Origin of the sequence: Sphingomonas sp. NBWT7, assembly GCF_014217605.1 — a bacterium.
Taxonomy (GTDB): domain Bacteria; phylum Pseudomonadota; class Alphaproteobacteria; order Sphingomonadales; family Sphingomonadaceae; genus Sphingomonas.
Genome location: NZ_CP043639.1, coordinates 1,916,070 through 1,941,669, shown reverse-complemented (window position 1 = coordinate 1,941,669; position 25,600 = coordinate 1,916,070). Strand labels below are relative to the sequence as shown.

The 25,600-nt window shown below is 68.7% G+C and carries 22 protein-coding genes; 8 read left to right on the top strand and 14 right to left on the bottom strand.

Annotated features, from left to right (window positions below; genetic code table 11):
* Positions 1-79: 79 nt before the first annotated feature.
* The 4 genes from F1C10_RS09610 to F1C10_RS09595 all read right to left on the bottom strand — a co-directional run bounded on the left by F1C10_RS09610 (position 80) and on the right by F1C10_RS09595 (position 2,526).
* Positions 80-508, bottom strand: a complete 429-nt coding sequence (locus tag F1C10_RS09610; RefSeq protein WP_185205734.1) for an OsmC family protein — start codon at positions 506-508, stop codon at positions 80-82.
* A gap of 78 nt (positions 509-586) precedes the next feature.
* On the bottom strand, positions 587-895 hold the full coding sequence (locus tag F1C10_RS09605) for a glycine zipper 2TM domain-containing protein (protein WP_144037112.1): 309 nt from the start codon (positions 893-895) through the stop codon (positions 587-589).
* 153 nt (positions 896-1,048) lie between these two features.
* Complete coding sequence (gene dapD / locus F1C10_RS09600) at positions 1,049-1,864, bottom strand: 2,3,4,5-tetrahydropyridine-2,6-dicarboxylate N-succinyltransferase (RefSeq protein ID WP_185205732.1); 816 nt, start codon at positions 1,862-1,864, stop codon at positions 1,049-1,051.
* Positions 1,861-2,526 (bottom strand): pyrimidine 5'-nucleotidase, encoded by a 666-nt coding sequence (locus tag F1C10_RS09595; protein WP_185205730.1) that lies wholly within the window; start codon positions 2,524-2,526, stop codon positions 1,861-1,863. Before F1C10_RS09595 ends, dapD begins: the two co-directional genes overlap by 4 nt.
* A gap of 171 nt (positions 2,527-2,697) precedes the next feature.
* Here F1C10_RS09595 and F1C10_RS09590 point away from each other — a divergent pair, with 171 nt between their 5' ends.
* On the top strand, positions 2,698-3,693 hold the full coding sequence (locus F1C10_RS09590; protein ID WP_185205729.1) for an LLM class flavin-dependent oxidoreductase: 996 nt from the start codon (positions 2,698-2,700) through the stop codon (positions 3,691-3,693).
* Positions 3,694-3,715: 22 nt separating this feature from the next.
* Here the strand turns inward: F1C10_RS09590 and F1C10_RS09585 are convergent, their stop codons facing one another.
* A complete protein-coding gene (locus F1C10_RS09585) occupies positions 3,716-5,023 on the bottom strand; it encodes an ATP-binding protein (protein WP_185210169.1) in 1,308 nt (435 codons plus the stop codon).
* Between the two features lie 111 nt (positions 5,024-5,134).
* Here F1C10_RS09585 and F1C10_RS09580 point away from each other — a divergent pair, with 111 nt between their 5' ends.
* Complete coding sequence (locus F1C10_RS09580) at positions 5,135-5,380, top strand: hypothetical protein (RefSeq protein WP_185205727.1); 246 nt, start codon at positions 5,135-5,137, stop codon at positions 5,378-5,380.
* Here the strand turns inward: F1C10_RS09580 and F1C10_RS09575 are convergent.
* From F1C10_RS09575 to F1C10_RS09565, 3 genes are all read right to left on the bottom strand, one after another.
* Positions 5,356-6,018 carry a response regulator transcription factor gene (locus F1C10_RS09575; protein WP_085808866.1) on the bottom strand — a complete coding sequence of 221 codons (663 nt, stop codon included), beginning with the start codon at positions 6,016-6,018 and terminating at the stop codon, positions 5,356-5,358. The two genes, F1C10_RS09580 and F1C10_RS09575, sit on opposite strands and share 25 nt — an antisense overlap.
* Before the next feature lie 60 nt (positions 6,019-6,078).
* A complete protein-coding gene (locus tag F1C10_RS09570) occupies positions 6,079-6,375 on the bottom strand; it encodes a hypothetical protein (protein ID WP_085808865.1) in 297 nt (98 codons plus the stop codon).
* A 101-nt stretch (positions 6,376-6,476) separates the two neighbouring features.
* On the bottom strand, positions 6,477-7,463 hold the full coding sequence (locus tag F1C10_RS09565; protein ID WP_258043152.1) for a mannose-1-phosphate guanylyltransferase: 987 nt from the start codon (positions 7,461-7,463) through the stop codon (positions 6,477-6,479).
* Between the two features lie 269 nt (positions 7,464-7,732).
* Here F1C10_RS09565 and F1C10_RS09560 point away from each other — a divergent pair, with 269 nt between their 5' ends.
* The 5 genes from F1C10_RS09560 to F1C10_RS09540 are packed head-to-tail and all read left to right on the top strand — an operon-like array spanning position 7,733 to position 15,486.
* Positions 7,733-9,121 (top strand): TIGR03013 family XrtA/PEP-CTERM system glycosyltransferase, encoded by a 1,389-nt coding sequence (locus tag F1C10_RS09560; RefSeq protein WP_185205723.1) that lies wholly within the window; start codon positions 7,733-7,735, stop codon positions 9,119-9,121.
* A 1-nt stretch (position 9,122) separates the two neighbouring features.
* Entirely contained in the window at positions 9,123-11,192 is a 2,070-nt protein-coding gene (prsK, locus tag F1C10_RS09555; protein ID WP_185205721.1) for an XrtA/PEP-CTERM system histidine kinase PrsK, read from the top strand.
* Positions 11,189-12,535 (top strand): PEP-CTERM-box response regulator transcription factor, encoded by a 1,347-nt coding sequence (gene prsR, locus F1C10_RS09550; protein WP_185205720.1) that lies wholly within the window; start codon positions 11,189-11,191, stop codon positions 12,533-12,535. Before prsK ends, prsR begins: the two co-directional genes overlap by 4 nt.
* Entirely contained in the window at positions 12,528-14,636 is a 2,109-nt protein-coding gene (locus F1C10_RS09545) for a tetratricopeptide repeat protein (RefSeq protein ID WP_185205719.1), read from the top strand. Before prsR ends, F1C10_RS09545 begins: the two co-directional genes overlap by 8 nt.
* Positions 14,637-14,679: 43 nt before the next feature.
* A complete protein-coding gene (locus tag F1C10_RS09540) occupies positions 14,680-15,486 on the top strand; it encodes an ATP-binding protein (RefSeq protein ID WP_185205718.1) in 807 nt (268 codons plus the stop codon).
* Positions 15,487-15,490: 4 nt separating this feature from the next.
* Here the strand turns inward: F1C10_RS09540 and F1C10_RS09535 are convergent, their stop codons facing one another.
* On the bottom strand, positions 15,491-17,272 hold the full coding sequence (locus F1C10_RS09535) for an ABC-F family ATP-binding cassette domain-containing protein (protein WP_185205717.1): 1,782 nt from the start codon (positions 17,270-17,272) through the stop codon (positions 15,491-15,493).
* A 172-nt stretch (positions 17,273-17,444) separates the two neighbouring features.
* Here F1C10_RS09535 and F1C10_RS09530 point away from each other — a divergent pair, with 172 nt between their 5' ends.
* Entirely contained in the window at positions 17,445-19,961 is a 2,517-nt protein-coding gene (locus F1C10_RS09530) for a TonB-dependent receptor (protein ID WP_258042822.1), read from the top strand.
* Between the two features lie 86 nt (positions 19,962-20,047).
* Here F1C10_RS09530 and F1C10_RS09525 read toward each other — a convergent pair whose 3' ends face one another.
* Genes F1C10_RS09525 through coxB form a run of 5 tightly spaced genes read right to left on the bottom strand, consistent with a single transcriptional unit; the run spans position 20,048 to position 25,530 of the window.
* On the bottom strand, positions 20,048-21,094 hold the full coding sequence (locus tag F1C10_RS09525; protein ID WP_185205716.1) for a c-type cytochrome: 1,047 nt from the start codon (positions 21,092-21,094) through the stop codon (positions 20,048-20,050).
* Entirely contained in the window at positions 21,091-21,684 is a 594-nt protein-coding gene (locus F1C10_RS09520; protein WP_258042821.1) for a cytochrome c oxidase assembly protein, read from the bottom strand. Before F1C10_RS09520 ends, F1C10_RS09525 begins: the two co-directional genes overlap by 4 nt.
* Positions 21,681-22,058, bottom strand: a complete 378-nt coding sequence (locus F1C10_RS16700) for a hypothetical protein (RefSeq protein ID WP_256926587.1) — start codon at positions 22,056-22,058, stop codon at positions 21,681-21,683. Before F1C10_RS16700 ends, F1C10_RS09520 begins: the two co-directional genes overlap by 4 nt.
* The gene (gene ctaD, locus F1C10_RS09515; RefSeq protein WP_185205714.1) at positions 22,055-24,565 is read right to left on the bottom strand and encodes a cytochrome c oxidase subunit I; all 2,511 of its coding nucleotides are present in this window, start codon (positions 24,563-24,565) and stop codon (positions 22,055-22,057) included. The genes F1C10_RS16700 and ctaD overlap by 4 nt, the downstream gene beginning before the upstream one ends.
* Positions 24,562-25,530, bottom strand: a complete 969-nt coding sequence (coxB, locus tag F1C10_RS09510; RefSeq protein ID WP_258042820.1) for a cytochrome c oxidase subunit II — start codon at positions 25,528-25,530, stop codon at positions 24,562-24,564. The genes ctaD and coxB overlap by 4 nt, the downstream gene beginning before the upstream one ends.
* Positions 25,531-25,600: the final 70 nt, after the last annotated feature.

Here is a 25,600-nt window from a genome sequence, read left to right as displayed (position 1 = left end):
ATGACGATGCGGGTAGAACAACGAAAAGGCGACGTAGTTGCGTGAACCAGAAACTACGTCGCGTTCATGCGACCGTCAGTTACTCGGCAAGCGAATGCTTCAACGTAATTTCCGCGTTAAGTACCTTGGATACCGGGCAATTGGCCTTTGCCTCCGCCGCGATGCGATCGAAGTCGTCGGCAGCGATCCCCGACACGCTCGCGCGCAGATCGAGTTCGGACTTGGTGATGGTGAAGCCGTCACCGTCCTTTTCCAGGCTGACCTTGGCGTGCGTTTCCAGCGTGCCCTTGGTGTGCCCGGCACGCGCGAGCGCGAAGCTCAGTGCCATCGTGAAGCAGCTGGCATGTGCCACGGCGATCAGTTCCTCGGGGTTGGTTCCGGACGTGTCTTCGAAGCGCGTGGCAAAGCCGTAGGACTGGTCGGCCAGCGCGCCCGACTGGGTCGATACCCAGCCCTTGCCGTCTTTGCCGAGGCCTTCGTATCGGGCGGAACCACTGTGAACGGGCATGGAAAACGTCTCCTGCAAACCAAAAGGGGCGCGACCGTAACGATCGCGCCCCCGAAAGGCTTCACAGAGGAAGATCGCTCAGCGGCAGCGACGGCTGCTCGTCCCGCGCTCCACTTCGCGACCGGCCAGCGCGCCGACCGCGGCGCCGCCGAGCGTGCCCAGCGTCCGGTCGCCGCGCGTGTCGATCGTGCGGCCGAGCAGCGCGCCAGCGACACCGCCGACGACGAGGCCGGTCGTGCCGTTCGGCTTGCGGCAGCGCAGGCGGCCGTCATTGCCGCGCCATTCGCGATACTTGTAGCGGCGCTGGGCATCCGCCTCGGTCGTGGTGGCGACGAGCGTTGGCAGAACCATCGCGGAGGCGCCCAGCGCCAGCAACATCTTACGCATGATACTCTCCCTTTCGGATCGGGTCTAAAAAAGCAGTGACGCGATCGTAACGTGCACTTGTGGCTCGGGTTGCATGAACCTGAAACAACGACCCGTTCAGATAGTGCGAAACTACCCCGCTCGCCGACCGCGGGGGAGAGTAGGCGTCCGGCGTCAGTCGCGCAGCAGCTCGTTGATGCTCGTCTTCGACCGCGTCCGCTCGTCGACGCGCTTGACGATCACCGCACAGTAAAGGCCCAGATTACCGCCGGTCGTGCCCGGCACCACCACGGCATAGGGCGGCACTTCGCCGATGAAGGTCTCGCCGGTCGCACGATCGATGATCTTGGTCGAGGCGCCGAGATACACGCCCATCGAGAGCACCGCGCCCTCGCCGACGCGCACGCCTTCGGCGACTTCGGAGCGCGCGCCGATGAACGCGCCATCGCCGATGATGACGGGATCGGCCTGTAACGGCTCGAGCACGCCGCCGATGCCAGCGCCGCCCGACAGGTGGACGTTCTTGCCGATCTGCGCGCAGCTGCCCACTGTCGCCCAGGTATCGACCATCGTTCCTTCGCCGACATGCGCGCCGATATTGACGAAGCTCGGCATCAGGATCGCGCCCTTGCCGACGAAGGCGCCGCGCCGCACCACACTGCCGGGCACCGCGCGGAAGCCGGCGGCGCGGAACTCGCCTTCGCTCCAGCCGGAGAATTTCGACGGCACCTTGTCGAACCAGTGACCGGCGCCGGGCCCGTTGTCGATCAGCGCATTGTCGTTGAGGCGGAACGACAGCAGCACCGCCTTCTTGAGCCACTGATTGACGCGCCAGCCGCCGGCGCCGTCGGGCTCGGCGACGCGCGCGGCGCCGCTGTCGAGCAGCGCCAGCGCGCGGTCGACCGCGATACGCACCTCGCCGCTGGTGGAAAGGCCGATCTCGGCGCGGTTCTCCCAGGCGGCGTCGATGGTGGTTGCGAGTTCGCTCATGCCGGTTCCAATATCCCCTGAAGCCACGCCGTCAGATCGGGCGTGGTGTAATCGATGAAGCTGCGATCGGCGTCGGCGGCCTGCTCAGATCCGTTGTCGACCCACACCGTCGTCATGCCGATCGCCTTGGCGGGCGCGAGGTTGCGCGCCATGTCGTCGGCGAACAGCGCGCGCGCCGGATCGATCGCCAACGCCTTGCACAGCCCGGCATAGGCCGACGGCGCGGGCTTGGGCGCGAGCTCCATCGCGTGAATGTCGTGCACCGCTTCGAAACTCTCGCCGAGGCCGAGGCGATCGAGCACACGCCGCGCATAGGGCGCGTCACCATTGGTGAAGACGACCTTGCGGCCGGGCAGCTTGGCGACCGCGGCGACGAGCGGCAAATTGCGTTCGAGCACATCCATCTCGATGTCATGGACGTAGTCGAGGAAATCGTGCGGATCGACGTCATGCTCCGCCATCAGACCGGCGAGCGTCGTGCCGTGGCCGAGGAAATACGCCTTCTGGATTCGCCGCGCCTCGACCGGGTCAAGATCGAGCAACCGCGCGATATAGTCGGTCATCTTGGCGTCGATGCGCGCGAACAGATCGGCGCTCGACGGATAGAGCGTATTGTCCAGATCGAAGATCCAGGCGCTGACGTGATCGAGGGCCGGTGGCATCGGCTGCGGGCTCTACGCGACGCGCGCCCGCGCGGGCAACCCCGACTGTTTTGCGCGCATGCCGGCCGCGGCCACGGTGCCAGGCGCCTTCCCGAAGCCGCATAGCGAAGCTTTGGCCAGGCGAAGCGGGGGATGGTTGCGATCCGCAACCCTTCGGCCCACATTCAATCCATGACCCGATATTCGCTGCTCGATCTCGTCCCTGTCGTCGAAGGCCGCACGGTCGCCGACGCGCTCCACAACGCCGCCGATCTCGCGCGGCATGCCGAGGCGGTGGGGTTCAACCGCTACTGGGTAGCGGAGCATCACGGCATGGCCGGGATCGCATCGGCGGCGACGTCGGTGGTGATCGCGCACGTCGCGCAGGCGACGAAGACGATCCGGGTGGGCGCGGGCGGGATCATGCTGCCCAACCACGCACCGCTGCAGATCGCCGAGCAGTTCGGCACGCTCGACGCGCTGTTTCCCGGCCGGATCGACCTTGGTCTGGGGCGTGCGCCCGGCAGCGACCAGCGCGTTGCGCACGCGATGCGGCGCAATCTCGATACCGATCCCAACGCCTTCCCCAACGACGTCGTCGAGCTGCAAAGCTATTTCGCCGATGACGGTCGCACCGGCATTCAGGCGACCCCCGGCGCGGGCGCGGCGCCGCAGCTATGGATCCTCGGCTCGTCGACCTATGGCGCGCAGCTCGCGGCGATCCTTGGCCTCCCTTATGCCTTCGCGTCGCACTTCGCGCCCGATGCGCTCGATCAGGCGATGGCGATCTACCGCCGCGATTTCCGCCCCTCTGCGCAACTCGAGAAACCCTATGCGATGGCAGGGTTCAACGTCTTCGCCGCCGACACGCATGCTGAGGCGGAATATCTCGCCAGCTCGCAGCAGCAGGCGTTCGTCGCGCTGCGTACCGGCAACCCGGGCAAGATGAAGCCGCCGGTCGAGGGCTATCGCGAGAGCCTGCCGCGCGCGCATTCAGCAATTCTCGACCATGTGCTGTCGTGCAGCGCGGTCGGCACGCGCGACGAGATCGCGGCGGGGATCGCGGCGTTCGTCAAGCGCACCGGGGTCGACGAGGTAATGCTGACGAGCAGCATCTACGACCATGATGCGCGCAAGCACTCGATCGCGATTGCGGCCGAGGCGATGCGCGTTCCCGAATTCGCCTGAGCGCGCCCCAAACCCTGCCGCGTCAGCCCGCCATCGGCAGCCGCAGCCGGACGAGCAGCCCGCCCAGATCCTCGCTCTCCTCGAGGCTGACGGTGCCCTCGTAGATTTCCGCGACATCGCGCACGATGGCGAGGCCGAGGCCGGTACCGGGTTTGCCGGTATCGAGACGCACGCCGCGATCGAAGATGCGGATGCGGTCTTCTTCCGGGATGCCCATGCCGTCATCCTCCACCATGATCTCGACGAAGCCGGCCTGGGCGCCGACGGTGACGAAGACGCTGCCGCCGCCATATTTCGCGGCATTCTCGACCAGATTGCCCATGATCTCGTCGAGATCCTGCCGCTCGATATGTGCGACGAGGTCCTTCGGCCCGTCCATGTCGATGCGCACGTGCGGGTAGAGCCGCTGCACTGCGCGCTCGACCGATTCGACGCTTGGCCACACTTCCGCCCGGCTATGCGCCGATCCGCGGCGACCGACCGCGCGGGCACGGGCGAGGTGGTGGTCGACTTGGCGGCGCATCGTGCGCGCCTCGCGCACCACGGTATCTGCCAGATCGTCCGACTGCGCGGTGGCGGCGTTCATGATGACCGTCAGCGGCGTCTTCAGCGCGTGCGCGAGGTTACCGGCGTGGCGGCGCGCCTCCTCCGCCTGCGTTTCGTTGTGCGCGACGAGCGCGTTGAGCTCCTCCACCATCGGCGCGACCTCGAGCGGCAGCGGGCCGGCGACGCGGTTGATCCGCCCGCCGCGCATCCGCGCGATCTCGAGCCGCAGGCGGCGCAGCGGCAGCAGGCCGTAGAAGGTCTGCAACGCGGCGAGCACCATCAGCCCGAGCCCGAGCAGCAGGAAGCTGCGCACCAGCGTCCGCCGCAGCGCGCCGATCTGCGCGTCGAGCCCGTCACGGCTCTGCGCCACCTGGAACCGCCAGCGCACGTTCGAACCCGGCAGCTTCACGTCGCGTTCGACGACGCGCAGCTTCTCCGCGCCGAACTGGCGGCTGTCATAGGTGTGCACCGCGCGATCGTCGTGAACCAAGCCGTAGGCGAGCTGGCGATCCCACAGTGAGCGTGACGGAAACGCCTCGCGGCCCTTGGCCGACACCTGCCAGTAGAGCCCCGAATAGGGCTCGAGGAAGCGTTGGTCGGCCGGCTCGCGGTTGAACACCACCTCGCCCTCCGGGCCGATCTCTGCCGAGACGAGCAGGGAGCGCAGGACGTATTCGAGCTGGTCGTCGAAGTTCTGCGTGACGGCGGAGGTAAGTACGCGGTCGAGTGCGAAGCCGCCGCCGGCCAGCAGCAGCGAAATCCACAGCGCGGCGACGACGATCATCCGCCGCGTCAGCGAGCCTGAATGCGTGATCGGCGCGCGCACGGCGCTCTCGTCTTCCTTCGGAACCATCATGATTTACTGTTGTTTGACGCAACCGAAGGGAGACCAGTCGTGTCGCGTACCTTTCCGTTGTTCGCCGTCCTGTTCCTCGGCGGCCTGTTCGTCAGCCTGCTCGGCGGCTTCCTGCTCGCCTCGTGGACCGTCGCCGGCATCATCCCCGCTTATGCCGCGCCGCCATCGCTGGTGCAGGCCGCACCCGGCGTCGACGATGGCTGGCGCGGAGCGGGGTATGAGCGCATCGGCCTGTGGGAAGAACCGCGAGCCGAGGATCTCTACGCGGGCTCTTCGAGGCTGTAACCCAGCCCGCGGATCGTGGTGATCACGTCCTGCCCCAGTTTCTTGCGAATGCGCGTAACGAACACCTCGATCGTATTCGAATCGCGATCGAAGTCCTGGTCGTAGATATGCTCGATCAGCTCGGTACGGCTGACGACCTTACCCTTGTGATGCAGCAAGTATGACAGCAGCTTGTATTCCTGCGCGGTGAGCTTCACCGGCTCGCCGGCGCGCGTGACCTTGCCCGAGCGCGTATCGAGACGGATGTCGCCCGCGGTGAGTTCCGACGAGGCGTTGCCCGACGCGCGGCGGATCAGCGCGCGCAGCCGCGCGATCAGTTCCTCGGTCTGGAACGGCTTGGCAACGTAATCGTCGGCACCGGCATCGAGTCCGGCGACCTTGTCCGACCAGCTGTCACGCGCGGTGAGGACGAGGACGGGGGTCACCTTGCCCTCCTTGCGCCAGCGATCGAGCACGGTCAGCCCGTCGATCTCGGGCAACCCCAGGTCGAGCACGATCGCATCGTAATTCTCGGTCGATCCAAGGAAATGGCCTTCCTCGCCATCAGTGGCGAGGTCGATCGCATAGCCCGCGCCTTCGAGCGTATTCTTCAACTGCTGGCCCAGATTGGGCTCATCCTCGACGATCAGGACGCGCATGCTCACTCCCTTGTTCGATGGCGCGGACTAGCATCCCCCGCCGCGCCGCGACAGTCACGTTCATTTGCCGGTACGACCGATCACCTGGCCCGAACGGCCGTCGACATCGACCCAGATGACGGTGCCGTCGCGCAGGAACTTCAGCGTGTAGACCGCGCTCGGCATCTCGAAATCGAAGCCGATATACTGCGCGTCCTTCATCGTCGGTACGACGCGCTTCTCGATCTCGCGGATCGAGAGGATACGGCCCTCGCGGAGCGCGCGCCAAGCCGCCACGCCGTCGCGCTGCCCGTCGCCCGGCTGGGCGGCGGCCGGTGACACGGCGAGCAACAGGGGCAGGGCGAACCACATCCTCATCACCGCTCGCATAGCCCCAAGCGATTGAACAGCCTGTGAATAGCCGTCACCGCGCCGCATCGTGCCGTGGCGGGAATGTCACAGCCCGCGTCGCGCGTCGATCAGCCCTTCATCGCCTCGAGCAGCTTCTTCACCTCCTGGCTGCGGCCGCGCGGCAGGATCAAAATGTCATTGCCCGAGGCGACGACGATCAGGTCGCTGACGCCGACCATCGCGATCCGCGCGCCGTCGCTGCGCGCGAGGCAGTTGGCGGTGTCGACCGCGATCACCTCGCCGCCGAACGCATTGCCGGCATCATCTGCCTGGCTGATCGCGTGCAGCGCGTCCCAGCTGCCGACGTCGTTCCAGCCCATCGCCACCGGCACCACCGCGACGCGATCGGCCTTCTCCATCACGGCATAGTCGATCGATTCGCTCGGCGCCTCGGCAAAGGCGGCGGCGGCGGGGTGCAGCCGCGCGCCCGAGCGATCGCCTTGCGCGAGCGAGCGGCGTACCGCGTCGAGCATCGTCGGCTCGTGCTGCGCCAGCGCGTTGAGGAAGGCGTCGGCGCGGAACAGGAAGATGCCGCCGTTCCACGCGTGATCGCCGCTCGCCAGCATTGCCTCGGCGACGTCGCGCGGCGGCTTCTCGACGAAGCGATCGACGCGGTGCACACCGGACGCGATCGGCGCGCCGATCTTGATATAACCGTAGCCAGTCTCGGGCGCGTCGGGGGTGATTCCGAAGGTGACGAGCCAGCCGTCCTCGACCAGCGGCAGCGCCGCCTCGATCGCCTGCTGGAAAGCGGTGACATCGCCGATGACGTGGTCGGACGGCATGACGAGCAGCGGCGCCGCCGGATCGGGCGCTGCCAGTGCTGCGAGCGCGATCGCGGGCGCGGTATTGCGCCCGACGGGCTCGAGGATCAGCACCTGCGGCCGCACGCCGATCGCCGCCAACTGATCCTCGATCAATTCGGTGTGCCGCGCATTGGCGACGACGATCGGCGCGTCATACCGCTCGCCGGCGGCGCGCGTGGCAGTAAGCTGGAGCATCGTCTGATCCGCCGTAAGCGCGAGCATCTGCTTCGGCCGCTCGGGCGTCGACATCGGCCACAGCCGGGTTCCCGACCCGCCGGAAAGGATGACGGGAACGATCAACGACATTGGTATATTCCCCACGTTTAATGGTCGCTGCTCCGGCTAGAACCAGCGTAACTCGCCTTTGTGATCCTAAAAGCGCCCCGAGCGCCTAACACGCGACCGCGGATTTCGATCCGTTCGTATCGACGTTCAGCCTTTCTTTGCCATTTGCTGCGACACCGTGCCTGTCGGATTGTCTTACAGATCGGGCGAACGGACGGACGGGCGTTGCGCGAATGATCAGGATCTTCAAACACTATGTCCCGAACGCGGTCGCGCTGCTGGGGTTGATCGATGTCCTGCTGCTGCTGCTGGCGGCCGAGCTCGGATGGCTGCTGCGTGCCTGGCAGATCGACATGATCCCCGAGCCAGTATGGACGCGCACGCCGCAACTGCTCGGATTCGCTGCCCCGCTGTTCGTCGCGATGGTGGCGGTGGGGGCCTATCAGGCCGACGTGCTGGTTTCGACGCGCCAGGCGGTGATGCGGCTGATCGTCGCGGTATCGCTCGGCATCATCTTCCTCAGCCTGCTCTACTTCTTCCTGCCGACCGTCACGCTGTGGCGATCGAGCCTGTTCTACGCGATGCTGTTCGCGATCGGCGGGCTCGCCGCTGCGCGCATCCTGTTCGGGCGGATGCTGGGCGGCGAGCGTTTCAAGCGGCGTATCGTCGTGCTGGGCGCAGGCAACCGCGCGGCGCGGCTGAAGGCGCTGGAGCCGATGCCCGGATCGAGCTTCGTCGTCGCCGCCTTTGTCGCGATGGGGGAGCCGGCGCTCGCGATCGAGGATGCCGTGCCGCGCGCCGACATCCCCAATCTTGCCGCCTTCGTCGTCGAGCGCGGCGCGACCGAGGTCGTCCTGGCGATCGAGGAACGCCGCAATGCGCTGCCGCTGAAGGACCTGCTGCGCGTCAAGACGACGGGCGTCCATGTCAACGAGATCTCGACCTTTCTCGAACGCGAGACGGGGCGGATCGATCTCGCCAGCGTCAATCCCTCGTGGCTGATCTTCTCCGACGGGTTCGCGTCGGGGCGCGTCCTATCCGGCATGGCGAAGCGCGCGTTCGACGTCGTGGCGAGCGCGCTGCTGCTCGCGCTCGCGCTGCCCGTCATCCTCGTGACGGCGATCGCCATCAAGCTCGAAAGCCGCGGCCCCGCCTTCTACCGCCAGCGCCGTGTCGGGCTCTACAACGAGGCGTTCGACATCCTGAAGCTGCGCTCGATGCGGCAGGATGCCGAAGTCGCCGGCCGCGCCGTCTGGGCGGCGCAGGACGATCCGCGCGTCACCCGCATCGGCCGCTTCATCCGCAAGGTGCGGATCGACGAACTGCCCCAGTGCTGGAGCGTGTTGAAGGGTGAGATGAGCTTCGTCGGTCCGCGCCCCGAACGCCCGCAATTCGTGCACGAGCTCGAGGATCAGCTGCCCTATTACGCCGAACGCCACATGGTGAAGCCGGGCATCACCGGCTGGGCGCAGATCAACTATCCCTATGGCGCGTCGATCGAGGATGCGCGTCACAAGCTCGAATACGACCTCTATTACGCCAAGAACTACTCGCCCTTCCTCGATATGCTGATCCTGCTGCAGACGCTGCGCGTCGTGCTGTGGCCGGCGGGCGCGCGCTGAGGTGACCACCGCGCCGCTGACCTTGTGGACGCACGCGCTTGCCGCGCTGCTGTTCGGCATGCTCGCGCTGGCGCAGATTCGTACGGTTGGCGGGGGGCTGCCGCGCGCGACCTTCATCGCCGCGCTGATTGCGACCGGCCTGTGGGCGCTCGCCGTCGCCGGGATCGACAGCCGCGACGTCGCGGCCCGCGTCGCTGAATCGGTGCGCAACCTCGCGTGGCTGGCGTTCATGTACGCGCTGGCGCGGCGCGGCGGCGGACACGCGCCGCTGCGCTGGGTGAGTGGCGTCTACGCTGCCGTCGCGATCGTCGTGGTCTTCTGCGCGATCCTGGCGCTCGCCTCGGCCACCGTTGCCGACCGGGCGGCGCTGTCCGCGCTCAGCTATACTCGCGTCGCGCTGCGGATGCTTGTCGCGGCGGCGGCGCTCGTCCTTGTCCATCAGCTGCGCGCCGGGCCGTCGTGGCGCGCGCGCGGCGGCATGCGGATCGTCGGCATCGCGCTGACGCTGATGTGGGGCGTCGATCTTGCGGTCTATGCCGGCGCCTGGCTCACCGATCGATGGCCTGCCGGTCTGGTCGATGCGCGCGGCGCGGTGATGGTGGCGCTCGCCCCGCTGTTCGGTCTTGCCGTGCAGCGCGACGGCGAATGGACGCTGCAGGTGTCGCGCACCGTCGCGCTGCAATCGCTGTCGATCGTGACGGCGGGGCTCTACGTCGTCGTCACCGGGCTCGCGATGGCGGTGATCGCGGCGTTCGGCGGCGATCACGCGCGGGTCGTGCAGACCGCCTTCGTGCTCGGCACCGCGGCGGCGCTGATGACGATCGTGTCGACGCCGTGGGTGCGCGCCTGGGTCAAGGTGCAGGTGGCGAAGCACCTGTTCAGCCACCGCTACGATTACCGCAGCGAATGGCTGCGCTTCACCGAGACGCTGGGAGCGCCCGGCACCGAACTCGCCTCGCTCGATCGGCGCATCATCAAGGCGATCGCCGACCTCACCGGGTCGCCCGGCGGCGCGCTGCTGGCGCCTGACGGCGCGGCACTCGGCGCGGGCGCCGACTGGGCTTGGCCCGACGCCCCGCTGCCGCCCGAGCCGGACGCCGCGCTGTTCTCGCATCTCGCCGCGACTGCGCGGATCATCGATATCGATGCGGTACGCGCCGGCACCGCCGATCCCGCCGATGCGGCAGCGGTGGGCAATTGGCTGCGCGACAGTACGACGGCATGGGCTGTGGTGCCGCTGCTGCATTTCGACCGCCTCGCCGGCGCGGTGGTGCTGCACCGCCCGCTGATCGATCGCGCGCTCGATTGGGAGGATTTCGACCTGTTCGGCGTCGCCGGGCGGCAGGCGGCGAGCTATCTTGCCGAGGCGCGCGCCCACGCCGCGCTCGCCGACGCGCAGCGCTTCGACGAATTCAACCGCCGCTTTGCCTTCATCATGCACGACCTGAAGAATCTCGTCAGCCAGCTGACGCTGGTCGCGCGCAATGCCGAGCGGCACGCCGACAATCCGGCGTTCCGCGCCGACATGGTCGCGACGCTCACCGATTCCTCGCAGCGGATGAACGCGCTGCTCGCCAAGCTGTCGCAGCATCACGGCAGCCGCGGCGAGCCGGCGCGCGCGGTGCCGCTGCTGGGGATCGCGCAGCGCATCGCCGACGGCCGCCGCGCGCAGCATCCGGTGTTGGTGAGCGGCGACGCCGGCGTGGCGGCGATCGCCGATCCCGTCGCGCTCGAGACGCTGGTGACGCACTTGGTGCAGAACGCGATCGAGGCGAGCGCGCCCGACGCACCCGTCGCGCTCGCGATCGCGGCGGCAAATGGGGCGGCGACGATCACCGTCGCCGATCGCGGCTGCGGCATGACGCCGGCGTTCGTGCGCGACGAGCTGTTCCGCCCGTTCGTCTCCGGCAAGCCCGGCGGGTTCGGATTGGGGGCGTTCGAGGCGCGGCAGCTGGCGGAGGCGATGGGGGGCACGATCGGCGTGGCAAGCCGCGAGGGGGAGGGGACGCGTTTCTGCATCACCTTGCCGCTCGCGCCGCCGGCCGGTGCGATGATGGGAATGGCGGCATGACGGGTTCGCGCAAGCTGTTGATCGTCGAGGACGATCTGGGACTGCAGCGCCAGCTGCGCTGGGCCTACGAGGGCTATGAGGTGATCGTCGCGGGCGATCGCACCAGCGCGATTGAGGCGTTGCGCGCGGAGGAGCCGGGGGTTGTGACGCTCGATCTCGGCCTCCCGCCCGATCCCGATGGCACCAGCGAGGGGTTCGCGGTGCTCGCCGAGATCCTTGCGCTCAAGCCCGATATCAAGGTGATCGTCGCCTCGGGACACGGCACGCGTGAGAGCGCCTTGCGCGCGATCGCCGACGGCGCGTGGGATTTCTACCAGAAGCCGATCGATATCGATGCATTGGGGTTGATCGTCGCGCGTGCCTTTCACGTCCGCGATCTCGAGCAGGAGAACCGGCGGCTGGCGGCGAGCGGCGCCGCGCCCGCGCTCGGCGGCCTCGTCACCGCCGCGCCCGAGATGGCCAAGGTGATGCGCACGATCGAGCGCGTCGCGCCGGCCGACGTGTCGGTGATGCTGCTCGGCGCGAGCGGCACGGGCAAGGAACTGCTAGCGCGCGGGCTGCACGACGCGTCGCGCCGTTCGGGCGGCGCGTTCGTCGCGATCAACTGCGCTGCCATTCCCGAAACGCTGCTCGAGAGCGAGCTGTTCGGGCACGAAAAGGGCGCCTTCACCGGCGCGGTGAAGACCGTCGAGGGTAAGATCGAGCAGGCCGCCGGCGGCACGCTGTTCCTCGACGAGATCGGCGACGTGCCGCTGCCGCTCCAGGTAAAGCTGCTGCGTTTCCTGCAGGAGCGCGTGATCGAGCGGATCGGCGGGCGCAAGCCGATCGCGGTCGACACGCGTATCGTTTGCGCGACGCACCGCGATATCGACGCGATGGTCGCCGATGGCAGCTTCCGGGAGGATCTCTATTATCGCCTTGCCGAGATCGTCGTGCGTATTCCGACGCTGGCCGAGCGACCCGGGGACGCCGCGCTGCTCGCGAAGCATTTCGTGCGGCGCTACGCCAAGGCGATGAACCCCGCGGTCGCTGGCCTCGCGCCCGATGCGCGCGCCGCAATCGATTCGCACCGCTGGCCGGGCAATGTGCGTGAGCTTGAAAATCGCGTGAAGCGCGCGGTTATCATGGCCGACGGCAAGCTCGTGACCGCGGCCGATCTCGACCTCGACGATGTCGCCGACACGCCGATCAACCTGCGCGCCATCCGCGAGCGCGCCGATCGCCAGGCGATCCGCCACGCGCTGTCGCGCGCGGACGGCAATATCTCGCAGACCGCGCGGCTGCTCGGTGTCAGCCGCCCGACGCTGTACGACCTGCTCAAGAGCTACGACCTTCATGCTTGAGGAACCGCGCCGCTACCCGATGCTGCGCGGCCGGCGCCGTGCGCCGCGCCGCCTAGCGCGCCCGGCATGGCTTTCCGCGGCGGCGCTGCGACTCCTTGCCGGGCTCGCGCTCGCCGGCCTGCTGCTCGGCGGGATCGTGCTGCTCGCGCGCCGCGCCGCCGCGCCCGATCCGCGCGGCGCGCTATCGGCCAGCCTCGCCGCACTCGACCGCGGCAACTACAGCGCGGCACGCAATCACGCGCTGGTCGCCAGCAAGGGTCTCGATGGCGCGATCGCCAGCGCGGTGCTCGGCCGCGTCTACCTCCTGCTCGGCGAGGGTGTCGCCGCCGAGGGCGCGCTCAATCGCGCGGTGCAGGGCGGCGTCGCGCCCGCACGGCTGCACCAATTGTTCGCCGATTCCTTCTTAGCGCAGGACGATCCCGATCGTGCCATTGCCGAAGCCGCGCGCGCCGCGCCGCGCTACGCCGGCTACGCCCGACGCGTGACCGCACGCGCGCTCGCCGCGAAGGGCGACGTGCCGGGCGCAACGCGGGCGCTGCAGGCGATCGTCGCCGCCAACCCGCGCGACGCCGCGGCGTTCGCCGATCTCGGCCGCATTCGCTTCGACGCCGGCGACGTGCGCGCCGGCGGCGCCGCGGCGCAGCGCGCGCTCGCGCTCGATCCGGCGAACCTCGCGGCGACGGTGCTCGTCGGGCAGTTGGTGCGCAGCCGCTTCGGCCTCGTCGCCGCGCTGCCGTGGTTCGAGCGGGCGCTGACGCGGGATGCTTACTATCAGCCAGCGCTGATCGAATATGCCGCGACCGCGGGCGACGCCGGGCGCTACGCAGACATGCTCGGCGCGACTAGGCGCGCGCTCGCCGCGCGACCCGGCGATCCGCAGGCGCTGTATCTCCAGGCGGTGATGGCGGCGCGCGCCGGCAAGCGCGATCTCGCCCGCGCGATGCTCGGCCGGATGAACGGCGCGAGCGGGAACACGGGTGCCGTCCTGCTCACCGGCCTGCTCGCCTATGCCGACGGCGGCTACGAACAGGCGGTGGCGAGCTTTCGCGAGGTCGTCGCGCGGCAGCCAATGAACCTCGTCGCGCGGCGGCTGCTCGGCGCCGCGCTGCTTCGTTCGGGCGATGCGCAGGGCACGCTCGACGTGCTCGAACCGGTCGCCACCCGCCGCGACGCGGACAGCTACACGCTCGGCTTGGTCGCGCGCGCGTTCGAGGCGAAGGGCGCGCGCGACTGGGCGGCGCGCTTCCTCGATCGTGCCGCGCGGCCGGCGCTCGCCGGGCCGACATCGTTCGGCAGCGACAATGGCGTCGCAGTGCTCGCCAACGCCGTCGCCGCGGCCCCGGGCGATCCCGGCGCGGCCGTCGCCTTCATCCGCGGCCTGCTCGATGCCGGCGACGGCGCGGCCGCGCTGCGCGAGGCGCAGGGCATCGCCGCCGTCTCGCCCGGCGTGCCCGACGCGCAGCTGCTCGCCGGCGACGTCTATGCGACGCAGGGGCAGTTCGCGCCCGCGCTCGCCGCCTATCGTCGCGCGGCGGACCTGCGCTTCGACGCGCCGACGCTGCTGCGGCTCGCCGACGCGGCGGACCGGGCCGGGCAACGGCGGCTCGGCGTGGAGGCGCTCGCGCTGTACCTTTCGCAGAACCCGCAGAGCATCGTCGCCCGCCGCGCGCTCGCCAATCTGCAACTCGGCGTGCGCGACTGGGACGCCGCGATCGACACGCTGGAAGGGCTGCGCGCCGACGTCGGCACGCGCGACGCGGTCGTGCTAGCGCAACTCGGCTACGCCTATGTCGGGGCGGGCGACGCCGATACCGGGCTGGTCTACGCCCGCGCGGCGCATCGGCTGGTGCCGATGAACCCGGCGGCGTGCGATGCCTATGGCTGGGCGTTGTACGAAGGGGGCGACGCGCGCGCCGCGCTGCCGCTGCTCGCCAAGGCCGCGACGCTCGCGCCGCAGCACGCCGGCATCCGCTGGCACTTCGCGCAGGCGCTCGCGGAACTCGGCCGGGGGGCGGAGGCGCGGCAGGCGATATCGCGCGCGCTCGCCGACCCCGCATTCCTCGATCGCAAGCCCGCGCTGGCGCTGCTCGCCGCGCTGTAGCAGGCGTTGCGCGGGGCGGGGCGGCATCCTAGCACGCGCGACCATGGACGATCTCGCCCGTATCGCCGCCGCGCTCGAACGGCTCGCGCCGCCCCCGCCGCCGCCCGCCGACCCGCGCGCGCATCCCGCCTATGTCTGGCGCGCTAACACGCTCGCGCCCGCGCGCGCCTTCGCGCCGCTGCCGCTCGATCTGCTCCACGGGGTGGAGGCGCAGCGCGCCGCGCTGCTCGCCAACCTCGAGCGGCTGGCGGCGGGGCACGCGGCGCAGGACGCGCTGCTGTGGGGTGCGCGCGGCACGGGCAAGTCGGCGCTGGTCAAGGCGTGCGTCGGCGCGGTGCAGCGCGAAGGCGGCGATCTTGCGCTGGTCGAGGTGGCGGCGGACCAGCTCGATGGGCTGCCCGCCCTGTTCGATACGATCGCCGCCGCGCCGCGCGCCTTCGTCCTCTTCCTCGACGATCTCGGGTTCGACGCTGCGTCCGACGCGCGCACGCTGCGTTCGCTGCTTGAAGGCGGCGCGGAGGCGCGGCCGGCGAACGCCCGGCTGGTGGTGACGTCGAACCGCCGCCATCTGATTCCACGCGACATCCACGAACAGGAAAGCGCGATCAATGCGCGCGATGCAGTCGACGATCAGCTCGCGCTCGCCGATCGCTTTGGCCTCAGCCTCGGCTTCCATGTCGTCGACCAGCCGCTCTATCTCGCGATCGTGCGCGGCTATGCCGAGCGTTACGGGCTGACGTTCGATGCTGCCGACGCGCTGCTGTGGGCGACGCGGCGCGGCAGCCGCTCGGGACGCGTGGCGTGGCAGTACGTCGTCGACCTCGCCGGACGGTCGGGCACCGCGCTATAGCCGCTCAGCCGAGCGCTTCGGCCTGCTCGGCAAGCTTCAGCCAGCGCATCTCCGCCGCGTCCTTCTCGTCGCGCGCCACGGCGATCGCCTTCATCAGCCGATCGAACCCCGCCGGATCGCGGACGTAGAGCGTGGGATCGGCGAGCAGCGCCTCGTCGCGCGCGATAGCGGCGTCGAGCGCCTCGATCCGCTTGGGAAGCTGATCATAGTCCCGCTGGTCCTTGTAGCTGAACTTGGTCTTCGCCTGTGCCGCGGCGGGCGCGGCGGCCGCCGGCTTGGCGGCGGCCTTCTTCGCCTCGATCCTCGGCGCGCGCTGCCGTTCCCAATCCTCGTAGCCGCCCGCCACCACGTCGACCTTGCCCGATCCGTCGAGCCCGAGCGTCACGGTGACGGTGCGGTCGAGGAAGTCGCGGTCGTGGCTGACGATCAGCACGGTGCCGCCATAGTCGCCGATCACTTCCTGCAACAGGTCGAGCGTCTCGAGATCAAGGTCGTTGGTCGGCTCGTCAAGGACGAGGAGGTTCGACGGCCGCGCGAACTCGCGCGCCAGCAGCAGGCGCGACCGCTCGCCGCCCGATAGCGACGCGATCTTCGCCTCGGTCAGGTTGGGATCGAACAGGAATTCCTTGAGATAACCGTGGATGTGCTTTTTGACGCCCATCACCTCGATCCAGTCACCGCCGTCGGCCAGCACCTCGCGCACCGTCTTGTCGGGCGCCATCAGTCGCCGCTGCTGGTCGATCACGATCCCGTCGAGCGTCTTGGCGAGCTTCACCTCGCCGCTGTCGGGCTCGATCTCGCCGGTCAGCAGCTTCAGCAGCGTCGTCTTGCCCGCGCCGTTGCGCCCGACGATGCCGATGCGGTCGCCGCGCGCGACGCGGAACGTCAGGTCGCGGATGATCGTGCGGCCGTCATATTCCTTGGAAACATGCGCGGCGTCGATCACGATCTTGGTCTTGTTGTCGTCGCTGCCCACCGACAGCGCCGCCGCACCCTGGGGCCCGATCATCGCCGCGCGCTCGGCACGCATCTCCTTCAGTTTGGTCAGCCGGCCCTGGTTGCGCCGCCGTCGTCCCGTCACCCCGCGCTGCAGCCAATGCTCCTCGAGCTTGAGCTTGGCGTCGAGCTTCTCTGCCGCGCGCTGCTCCTCGGCATAGACCTGGTCGGTCCAGGCGTCGAACCCGCCGAAGCCGACTTCGGCGCGCCGCAGGTTGCCGCGATCGAGCCACAGCGTCTGCTTGGTCAGCCGCGTCAGGAACGTGCGGTCGTGGCTGATGACGACGAACGCGCCGCGAAACCGGCCGAGCCATTCCTCGAGCCACTCGATCGCGCCGATGTCGAGGTGGTTGGTCGGCTCGTCGAGCAGCAGCACGTCGGGATCCTGCGCCAGCGCGCGGACGATCGCGGCGCGGCGCCGCTCGCCGCCCGATGCGGTCGCCGCCTCGCGGCCGAGATCGATGCCGAGCTGGTCGGCGATCGCGGCCGCCTCGAAATGCTCGGGCGCATCGCTCCCCGACAGGACATAGTCGGCGAGCGTCGCGAAGCCGGCGAGGTTCGGGTCCTGCTCCAGCAGCACGACGCGCGTGCCCGGCACGATCGTGCGGCGGCCCTCGTCGCCCTCCACGGTGCCGGCGATCAGCTTCAGCAGCGTCGTCTTGCCCGCGCCGTTGCGCCCGATCAGCGCCAGACGGTCGCGCGGCCCGACGTAGAAATTGAGGTGGCGGAACAGCCAGCCAGCGCCTTGGATGAGGCCGAGGTCTTCGTACGCGAGAATTGGGGCAGCCATGGCGGCGGCAGATAGGCGCGCGCGCGCGATGCGCCAAGCCGCCGCCAACGATCGCCGTTCGCTGCCTAAAGAAGCTGCGCTTCGGACGCGGCAAAGCGCTTCTAATATTGGCGCCGACCCTCAGTTGTGTATTCCTATCCATTGAATAGGAATAAGACGAAGGAGATGCTCGATGGTGCGCAACCGGATCGCGGTGCTATTAGTAGGCAGTGCGCTCGGATCGGTCGTCGCCGGCAATGCGGCGGCGCAAGCCAGCGACGCGCCCGTGACGCTGGCAGCGGTCACGGCACCCGCGACGGTGACGGCGGAGCCTCAGGTGGCGACCACCGCCACGACCCTGCCCGCCGCTACCAACGGCGGCGACATCCTCGTTACCGCGCGGCGCAAGGCGGAGAACGTGCAGGACGTTCCGATCGCGATCAGCGTGATCGACGCCGGGACGCTCGAATCGCAGGGCACCTACAACGTCAACCGCCTGACTCAGCTGCAGCCGTCGCTGCAGTTCTTCTCCACCAATCCGCGCAACACGTTCATCAACATCCGCGGCATCGGCGCGCCGTTCGGCCTTACCAACGACGGCTTCGAACAGGGTGTTGGAATCTACATCGATCAGGTGTATTACAACCGCATCGCCGCCGCGACGCTCGACTTCGTCGACGTCGAGCAGATCGAGGTGCTGCGCGGGCCGCAGGGCACGCTCTACGGCAAGAACACCACCGCCGGCGCGATCAACATCACCACTCGCGCGCCGAGCTTCGACTACGAGGGCAAGGCCGAGGTGTCGCTCGGCAACTACAGCTTCAAACAGGGCGAGGCGTCGGTCTCCGGCCCGATCACCGACGATCTAGCCGCGCGGATCAGCGTGTCCACCACCGATCGCCGCGGTACGATCTACAACGTCACCAGCAACCAGTGGATCAACTCGCAGGATAATCTGGGGGTGCGCGGATCGCTGCTGTGGAAGCCGATGAACGGGCTGCGGCTGACGCTGTCGGGCGATTACAACCTGCAGGATCCGATCTGCTGCGGCCAGATCTACGCTCGCGTCGGCACGACGCAGCGCGCCGCCAACCGGCAATATGCCGCGCTGACCGCGCTGTTCCCCGGCTATCGCGTGCCGAGCACCGATCCGTTCGATCGCCGGACCGATCTCGACGCGGCGCTGGCCGCGCGCAACGAGATGGGCGGGCTGTCGCTGCGTGCCGAGGCGGACGTCGGCGACGGCACGCTGACGTCGGTCACCGCGTGGCGCTACTGGGATTGGGGACCCAAGAACGACCGCGATTTCACCGGCCTGCCGGTCTACACGCGCGTCAACAACCCGACCAAGCAAAACCAGTATACGCAGGAACTGCGCTACGCCTACGACGCGGGCAAGGTCGATTTCGTCGTCGGCGCGTTCGGCTTCTATCAGGAAATTCGCACCAGCGGGGTGCAGGAAACGGGCCCGGCGGGCAGCGCGTGGCTGCTCGCGCCCGGCAGCGCGCTGTCGCGCAACCCGGCGGTGCTGAACGGACTGCTCGCGGAAAACGACATCCGGCTCGACAATCTCAGCGTCGCGGCGTTCGGCAAGCTCAACTGGCATCCGACCGAGGCGCTGACGATCTCTCCCGGCATCCGCCTCAACTACGACAAGAAGGACGGGCTGTATAACTCGATCGTCACCGGCACCGCGTCGGACGGCACGCGGCGCGTTGTCTCGAACGACCCGGCGAGCGCCTATTACAACGATCCCTGGATCGCGGCGCAGCGCGGCACGCAGGCCTCGCAATTCTTCGAGCCCAAGTTCAGCGACTGGAATCTGTCCTACGATCTGAACCTGTCGTACAAGGTCGCGCCCGACGTGCTCGGCTACGCCACCTATGCGCGATCGTTCAAGACCGGCGGGATCAACCTCAACGGTGTGCCCAGCCTGCCGAGCGGCCTTCCCGCGCTCGACGTCGCGCAGATCGATCCGGAGAAGGTCGACCACTTCGAGGTCGGCGTCAAATCGCAGTTCTGGGATCGCCGCGCGACGCTCAACGTCACCGGCTTCTGGACCGACATCAAGGATTTCCAGGCGAGCGTGATCAGCAACGTCAGCGGCAGCAACGTCCTGCGCGGCTATCTTGCCAATGCCGACAAGGTGCGCGTGCGCGGCGTCGAGGCAGATTTCTCGGTCCGCCCGACCGACCGGTTCAGCGGCTATGTCAGCGGTGCGTACACCGATGGCAAGTTCGTCCGCTTCGTCGATGCGCCGTGCCCGCCCGAGCTCGCCGGCGGCGGCACCGGCACCCCGCCGGGTCCGGCAGCGACCCCGGGGGCGAACAGCCCGGCGAATTGCAACGTCTCGGGCCAGTGGCTGCCGGGCCTGTCGAAATGGGCCTTTTCATGGGGCGGCGAGTATAACGTGCCGGGCATCGTCTTCGGGCAGGAAGCGCAGGGCTATGTCGGCTATGACGCCAATTACCGCTCGAAATTCTCGTCCAACGCGTCGCGCTCGATCTACACCGATATCGATGGCTATTCGATCCACAACTTCCGCGTCGGCATCCGCAACGATCGCTTCGACGTCTTCGCCTGGGTGCGCAACGCGTTCGACCGCAACTACTTCGAATCGCTCGCCGTCACGCCGGGCAACACCGGCCTCATCTCGGCGCAACTCGGCGACCCGCGCACCTGGGGCGGCACGGTGCGGCTGACCTTCTAGGCGCCGCCCCGTTGCGACCGCCCCGCCGCGAACTCTTGCTAGGCGGCAAGCTGCCCCGCCGCACCCTGGACCGACCGACGCCCGCCCTATCGCGCAGCGGCAAGGTAGCGCGCGAGCGGGTCGATCATCTCCTCAGGGATACGGCGCGCGATGACGGGCATCGTCGCGTGACTCTTGCGCGCGTCGACGACGTTCTTGTCGCCGCGCCACTGACGCAGTCGCCCGGCGATATAAGCCGCACGCTGCCCCGCTATGACGGGATAGGGCTTACCGTCGGCGTGGCAGCTAGCGCAGGCGGGTAGCTGCTTGACGGGCAGCCCCTGCGCGACGATCCGCGCGGCCAGCGCGGTGCCGGCGGACTGCTCAGGCAGGGCGGGCAGCGTGCCGCCGATCCCCGGCATCGCCGCGAACTGCCGCGCGGTGCTCGCCATCGCGGCGGGCTCCATCCGCATCGCCACCTGCTGCATCACCGCGCTCGAGCGGCGGCCGCCGGCATAGGCGCGCAGCGCGGCATGCAGATACTCCGGCCGCTGCCCGCCGAGGATCGGAATGTCTCCCGCGCCGCGCCCCCGCCCGTCGTCGCCGTGGCAGCCGGTGCAGGCGGCGAGGTCGCGCCCCGGCTGCGCCTCGCCGACGAGCTGCTTGTACTCCTCGGCACGCATCTCGGGCAGTTGGCGGACGAAGGCGACCATGCGGCGCACCTCGTCGGGACGATCCTGCACCGCCCAGGCGGGCATGCCGGTGTATTTGACGCCGTGCTGCAGGATCCAGAACAGCTGCTTGTCGGTCCACTCGCGCGCGTTGATCGCGAGGTTGGGCGCGGGCGGGGTCGCCGCCTGCATCACCGGCGCCGGCTTCACGCCCGGCGCGCCGTGGCAGACCGAGCAGGCGTTGGCGAAATGCCCCGCCGCGCTCACCATCCCGCTGCGATCGATCGGATCGTCGGGCGAGGAAAAGGCGGCGTGCGTGCGCACCGAATTGCGCATCGTCCAGTGCAAGAACCAGTCGGTAATCGCCCAATGCCCGCTCGATGCGGCGATGTTGAACACGCCCGACCAAGCGAACAGCAGGCCGGCGAGCGCGAGGCCGACGAGCGTCGCGATCGCGCGCGCCCAAGTGATGCGGATCGTCATGCGGGCGCCTCGCCACGGTGTTGGAGGAGCCGGCCTAGCATCACCAGCCCGCCGACGAGGTACGCGATCCCGCCGATCAGCAGCATCACCACGCCGGCGACCTGCTGGTCCGCCAGCGCCGCCACGCCGCCATGGCCGTACAGCGGCCGCGGTGCGAGGCCGATCAACGCGCCGAGCAGCGTCATGTGCATCGACGTGACAAGCAGCGCGCCGACGCCAGCCATGCGATGCCGCGGCGCGAGCACGGCGGCCCACAGCAGCAGCCCCGCGGCAAGGAAGCTCGCCTGCTCGACGACCAGCCAGCCGGGGTGATCGTGAACCAGCCGGCGCAGCGCGGGCACGTGCCAGCCCCACACGACGATCGCCTCGATCAGCGCCGCGGCGCTCGGCGTCGCTGCCCGCGGCCAGCGCCCTGCCGGATCGGCCCGCGTGCCTTGCACGCCGAACGCGACAAGCGGCGCCGCGACCGCGACCGCGATCATGTGCGCCACCATATGCCCGGTCATCGCCCACGCGCCGACCGTGACGCTGCTCGCCGCCCAGCCGAGCGGGAACAGCGCTAGCCCCGCCGCCAGAGCGCCGCGCCTCACCGGCAATCGCTCAGCACGAGGACGGGAAGCGCGGTGAACACCACGCCGATGAAGCTCAATCCGGCGAGCAGCAGCGTCGAATAGGCGAGGAAGCGCAGCCGATCGACGTCGGTACCCTCGTCGTGCGGCGCGACGTCGCCGGGGGTGCGCGACTGTTGCAGCGCGATGATGCCGGACACGACGATGACGGCGAGCGCCGCAACCGTGCCGATCGCGAAGGCGGTGGGAAAGCGCGCCCATTCGCCCAGCTTCGCACACGATACCGCCGCCCACAGGTACGAAAACAGGAAATGTACCGCCCACGTCGTCGGCGGCACGATCAGCGTCCACAAGGTGACGCGCAGCCGCTGCGCGCGTTTCAGCCAGCGCCTCACAGCCCCGCCTCCGGGAACAGCCCGACGGTGAGATAGGCGACGATCGCGGTCAGCGCGAAGAAGTGCTGATAGACGGTGATGTTGCGAAGATCGGCGTCATGCGCCGGGTCCATCTTGCCGGCGATGCTGCGCGCCAGCGTGTAGAGCTGCATCACGATGCCGACCGCGGCGTGCGCCACCGTCCAGATCACCAGCACCCAGACGATCGCCGGATAGACGTTCGCCTTCGGATCGAGCCCGTCAAGGCTGCCGAGCCCCGCCGCGATGCTCGCCGCCGCCGCGCCTGCGCCCGCGATCAGCAGCCCGCGCGCCGCCGTCACGCCGCCGCGGCGGTGCATCTCGCGCGCAGCCACGGTCGCCGCCCAGCTGCCGAGCGAGCAGGCCAGCGCGAGCAGCGGCCCGGCGCTTCCCGGCCCGTCGAACCCGGCACCGAAATCGGGATGGATCGTCCAGTAGAAATAATAACCGAAGACGAGGCCGGAGAAGGCGGTGGCATCCGCCATCATCGTGATGAACATCGCCCACCAGCCGGGCGCCGCCGGGCCGGACAGGTAGAGCGGCATCGTCATCCCGTGGCCGATCGGCTTCTCCGGCTTCTCGGGGATCTCGGCGGTATCCCACAGCCACCACAGCACGCAGCCGAGCGTGACGACGCCGAACAGCGCCGCCGCCAGGTACAGGTGATAGGTCGTCAGGATGAACACCGATCCCAGCGCCACCGCGGTGATCATCGGCTTGACGCTCGGTGTGCCCAGCCGGATCACCGATACCGGCTTCGCATCGAGTACCGACGTGATGATCGTCTCACGCCGGCCTTCCTCGGCATCGGGCAGGAAGAAGCGCCCCTCGTCCACCTTGGCGACGAAGTTCTTCTGGTCCCAGATCGGATAGCGGCTCTCGATCAGCGGCACCGATCGTATGCCCCAATCCTCGTCGTCGGGATGCGCCAGCCACTCGAGCGTGCCCGCGTTCCACGGATTGCGCGGCGCCTTCTTGCGGCTCGGCGACAGCGCCAGATCGATCACCAGCACCAGCACGCCCGACGCAAAGAGATACGATCCCGCGGTCGAGGCGAGGTTGAGCCAGCCGATGTTGAGCTCGGCGGGATAGGTGAAGACGCGCCGCGGCATCCCTTCCAGCCCCGACAAATGCATCGGGAAGAAGGTGAGGTTGATGCCGACGAACATGATCCAGAAGGCGGTGCGGCCCAGCCGGTCGCTCAGCTTCTTTCCGGTGATCAGCGGCCAGTAATAATAGAGCCCGCCGAACAGCGGCAGCAACGTCCCGCCGATCAGCACGTAATGGAGGTGCGCGACGACGAAATAGGTGTCGTGCGCCTGCCAGTCGAACGGCGCGATCGCCACCATCACCCCCGTCAGCCCGCCGATCACGAATACCGCCAGGCTGCCGCTGGCGTAAAGCAGCGGCGTCGACCATTTGACCTTGCCCGCCCACAGCGTCGCGATGAACGCGAAGATCTGCACGCCCGTGGGGATCGCCACCGCTTCGGACGCGGCGGAGAAGAAGGCGAGGCTGATCTTGGGCAGGCCGGTCGCGAACATGTGGTGCACCCACAGGCCGAACGACAGGAAGGCGGTGCCGACCGCGGCGAGCACGATCCATGGATAGCCGAGCAGGTGACGCTGCGCGAAGGTCGGGATCATCATCGCGAACAAAGCGATCGACGGCAGGAAGACGATGTAGACTTCGGGATGGCCGAAGATCCAGAACAGGTGCTGCCACAGCAAGGGATCGCCGCCCTTCGCCGCATCGAAGAACGGCCAGCCGAGCAGCCGCTCCATTTCGAACAGCAGGTCGCCCGCGATCAGCGGCGGGAAGGCGAACAGGATCATTACCGCCACGACCAGGATGTACCAGGCGTAGAGCGGCATCAGGTTGAGCCGCATGCCCGGCGGGCGGCATTTCAGCACGCCGACGATCAGCTCCACCGCCGCTGCGACCGACGATACCTCGATGAAGCTGAGGCCGAGCATCCAGATATCGGCGCCGATGCCGGAGAGGTCGGTGCGCGTCGTCAACGGCGGATACATGAACCACCCGCCGTCGGGCGCGGCGTTGAAGAAGATCGATCCGCCGACGAACACGCCGCCCAGCAGGAAGCTCCAGTAACCGAAGGCGGAAAGGCGCGGGAAGGGCAGGTCGCGCGCGCCCAAGAGCTGCGGCAGGAGGATGATCGACACGGCCTCAAACATCGGCACGGCGAACAGAAACATCATCATCGAGCCGTGCAGCGTGAACAACTGGTTAAAGGTGTTCGCCGAGACGAGATTGTTCTCGGGCACCGCCAGCTGCGTGCGCATGATCAGCGCCAGCACGCCCGCGAACAGCATGAAGCCGAACGCCGTCAGCGTGTACCACACGCCGACGCGGTTGTTGTTGACGTCGGTCCAGCGGAAGAACCAGCCCGACGGCGGCTTCCACACGGCGCGCAGCCGCTCTTCCTGCGCGGCGCGCAGCGCGGTATCGTCCTGGGCGTAGAGGCTCATTTCAGGCCCTGCAAATAGCGCGCGATCTCAGTCGCCTCCGCTTGCGAGATATGGGGAAAGGCGGGCATGCGCACGCCGGGCTTGGCCGCCTCGGGATGGCGGATGAACGCGGCGACGTTGGCGGTCGTCATCGGCAGGATCCCCGCCGCCAACGTACGCCGCGTGCCGAAGTGCGTCAGATCCGGCCCGATCGCAGACGTCGCGCCAGCGCCGCGGACACTGTGACATGCGGCGCAGCCGTTGGCAGCGAAGGCGCGAGCGCCGGCCGCGTCGGCCACGGCGGTCGCCGGCTGCCGCTCGCGCGCCAGCCAGGCGTCGAATGCCGGCGCAGGCATCGCGACGACGTCGAACGCCATCAGCGCGTGGCTCAGCCCGCAGAATTCGGTGCACTGCCCGCGGTACCGGCCGGGCGCGTCGGCACGCACCACCAGCCGGTTGGTGCGGCCGGGGATCATGTCCATCTTGCCGGCGAGCCCGGGAATCCAGAAACTGTGGACGACATCGCCCGCCGCCAGCTCAAATGCGACCGTGCGCCCGACGGGGATGCGCACCTCGTTGGCGCTCGTCACTGCCGGGGCGCCGGCGGGCCGATAGATCACCCGCCACCAGAATTGTTCGCCCTCCACGCCGATCCTGAGGTCGGCGGGCGCGGTCGGCCGCGGCTTCATGAACGGCAGCGAATAGGCGAGGAGGCCGAGCAGGACGACGGTCGGGATGATCCCGCCGAGCCACAGCACCAGCCGCATGCCGCCCTTGTGGGTCAGTTCGCCTTCGGGCGCGCGTACCGCGTGCCGCATCAGCAGCGCGACGCCGATCGCGATCACGACGGCGCCGATCAGCATTACGATGAAAAGATGCCGGATATCGGCGGCGTCGGCACCGAACGGCGCCAGCGTCGACTGGTGGCGATTGCACGCCGACAGCACGCCGGCAGCCCCGGCGATCAGTAGAAATTTCCCCCGCACCGGACACAAACGCTTCGCGGCCGAAACGGTTCTACCGCACGCGTATCATTTCGTGTCCGCAACCGACTTT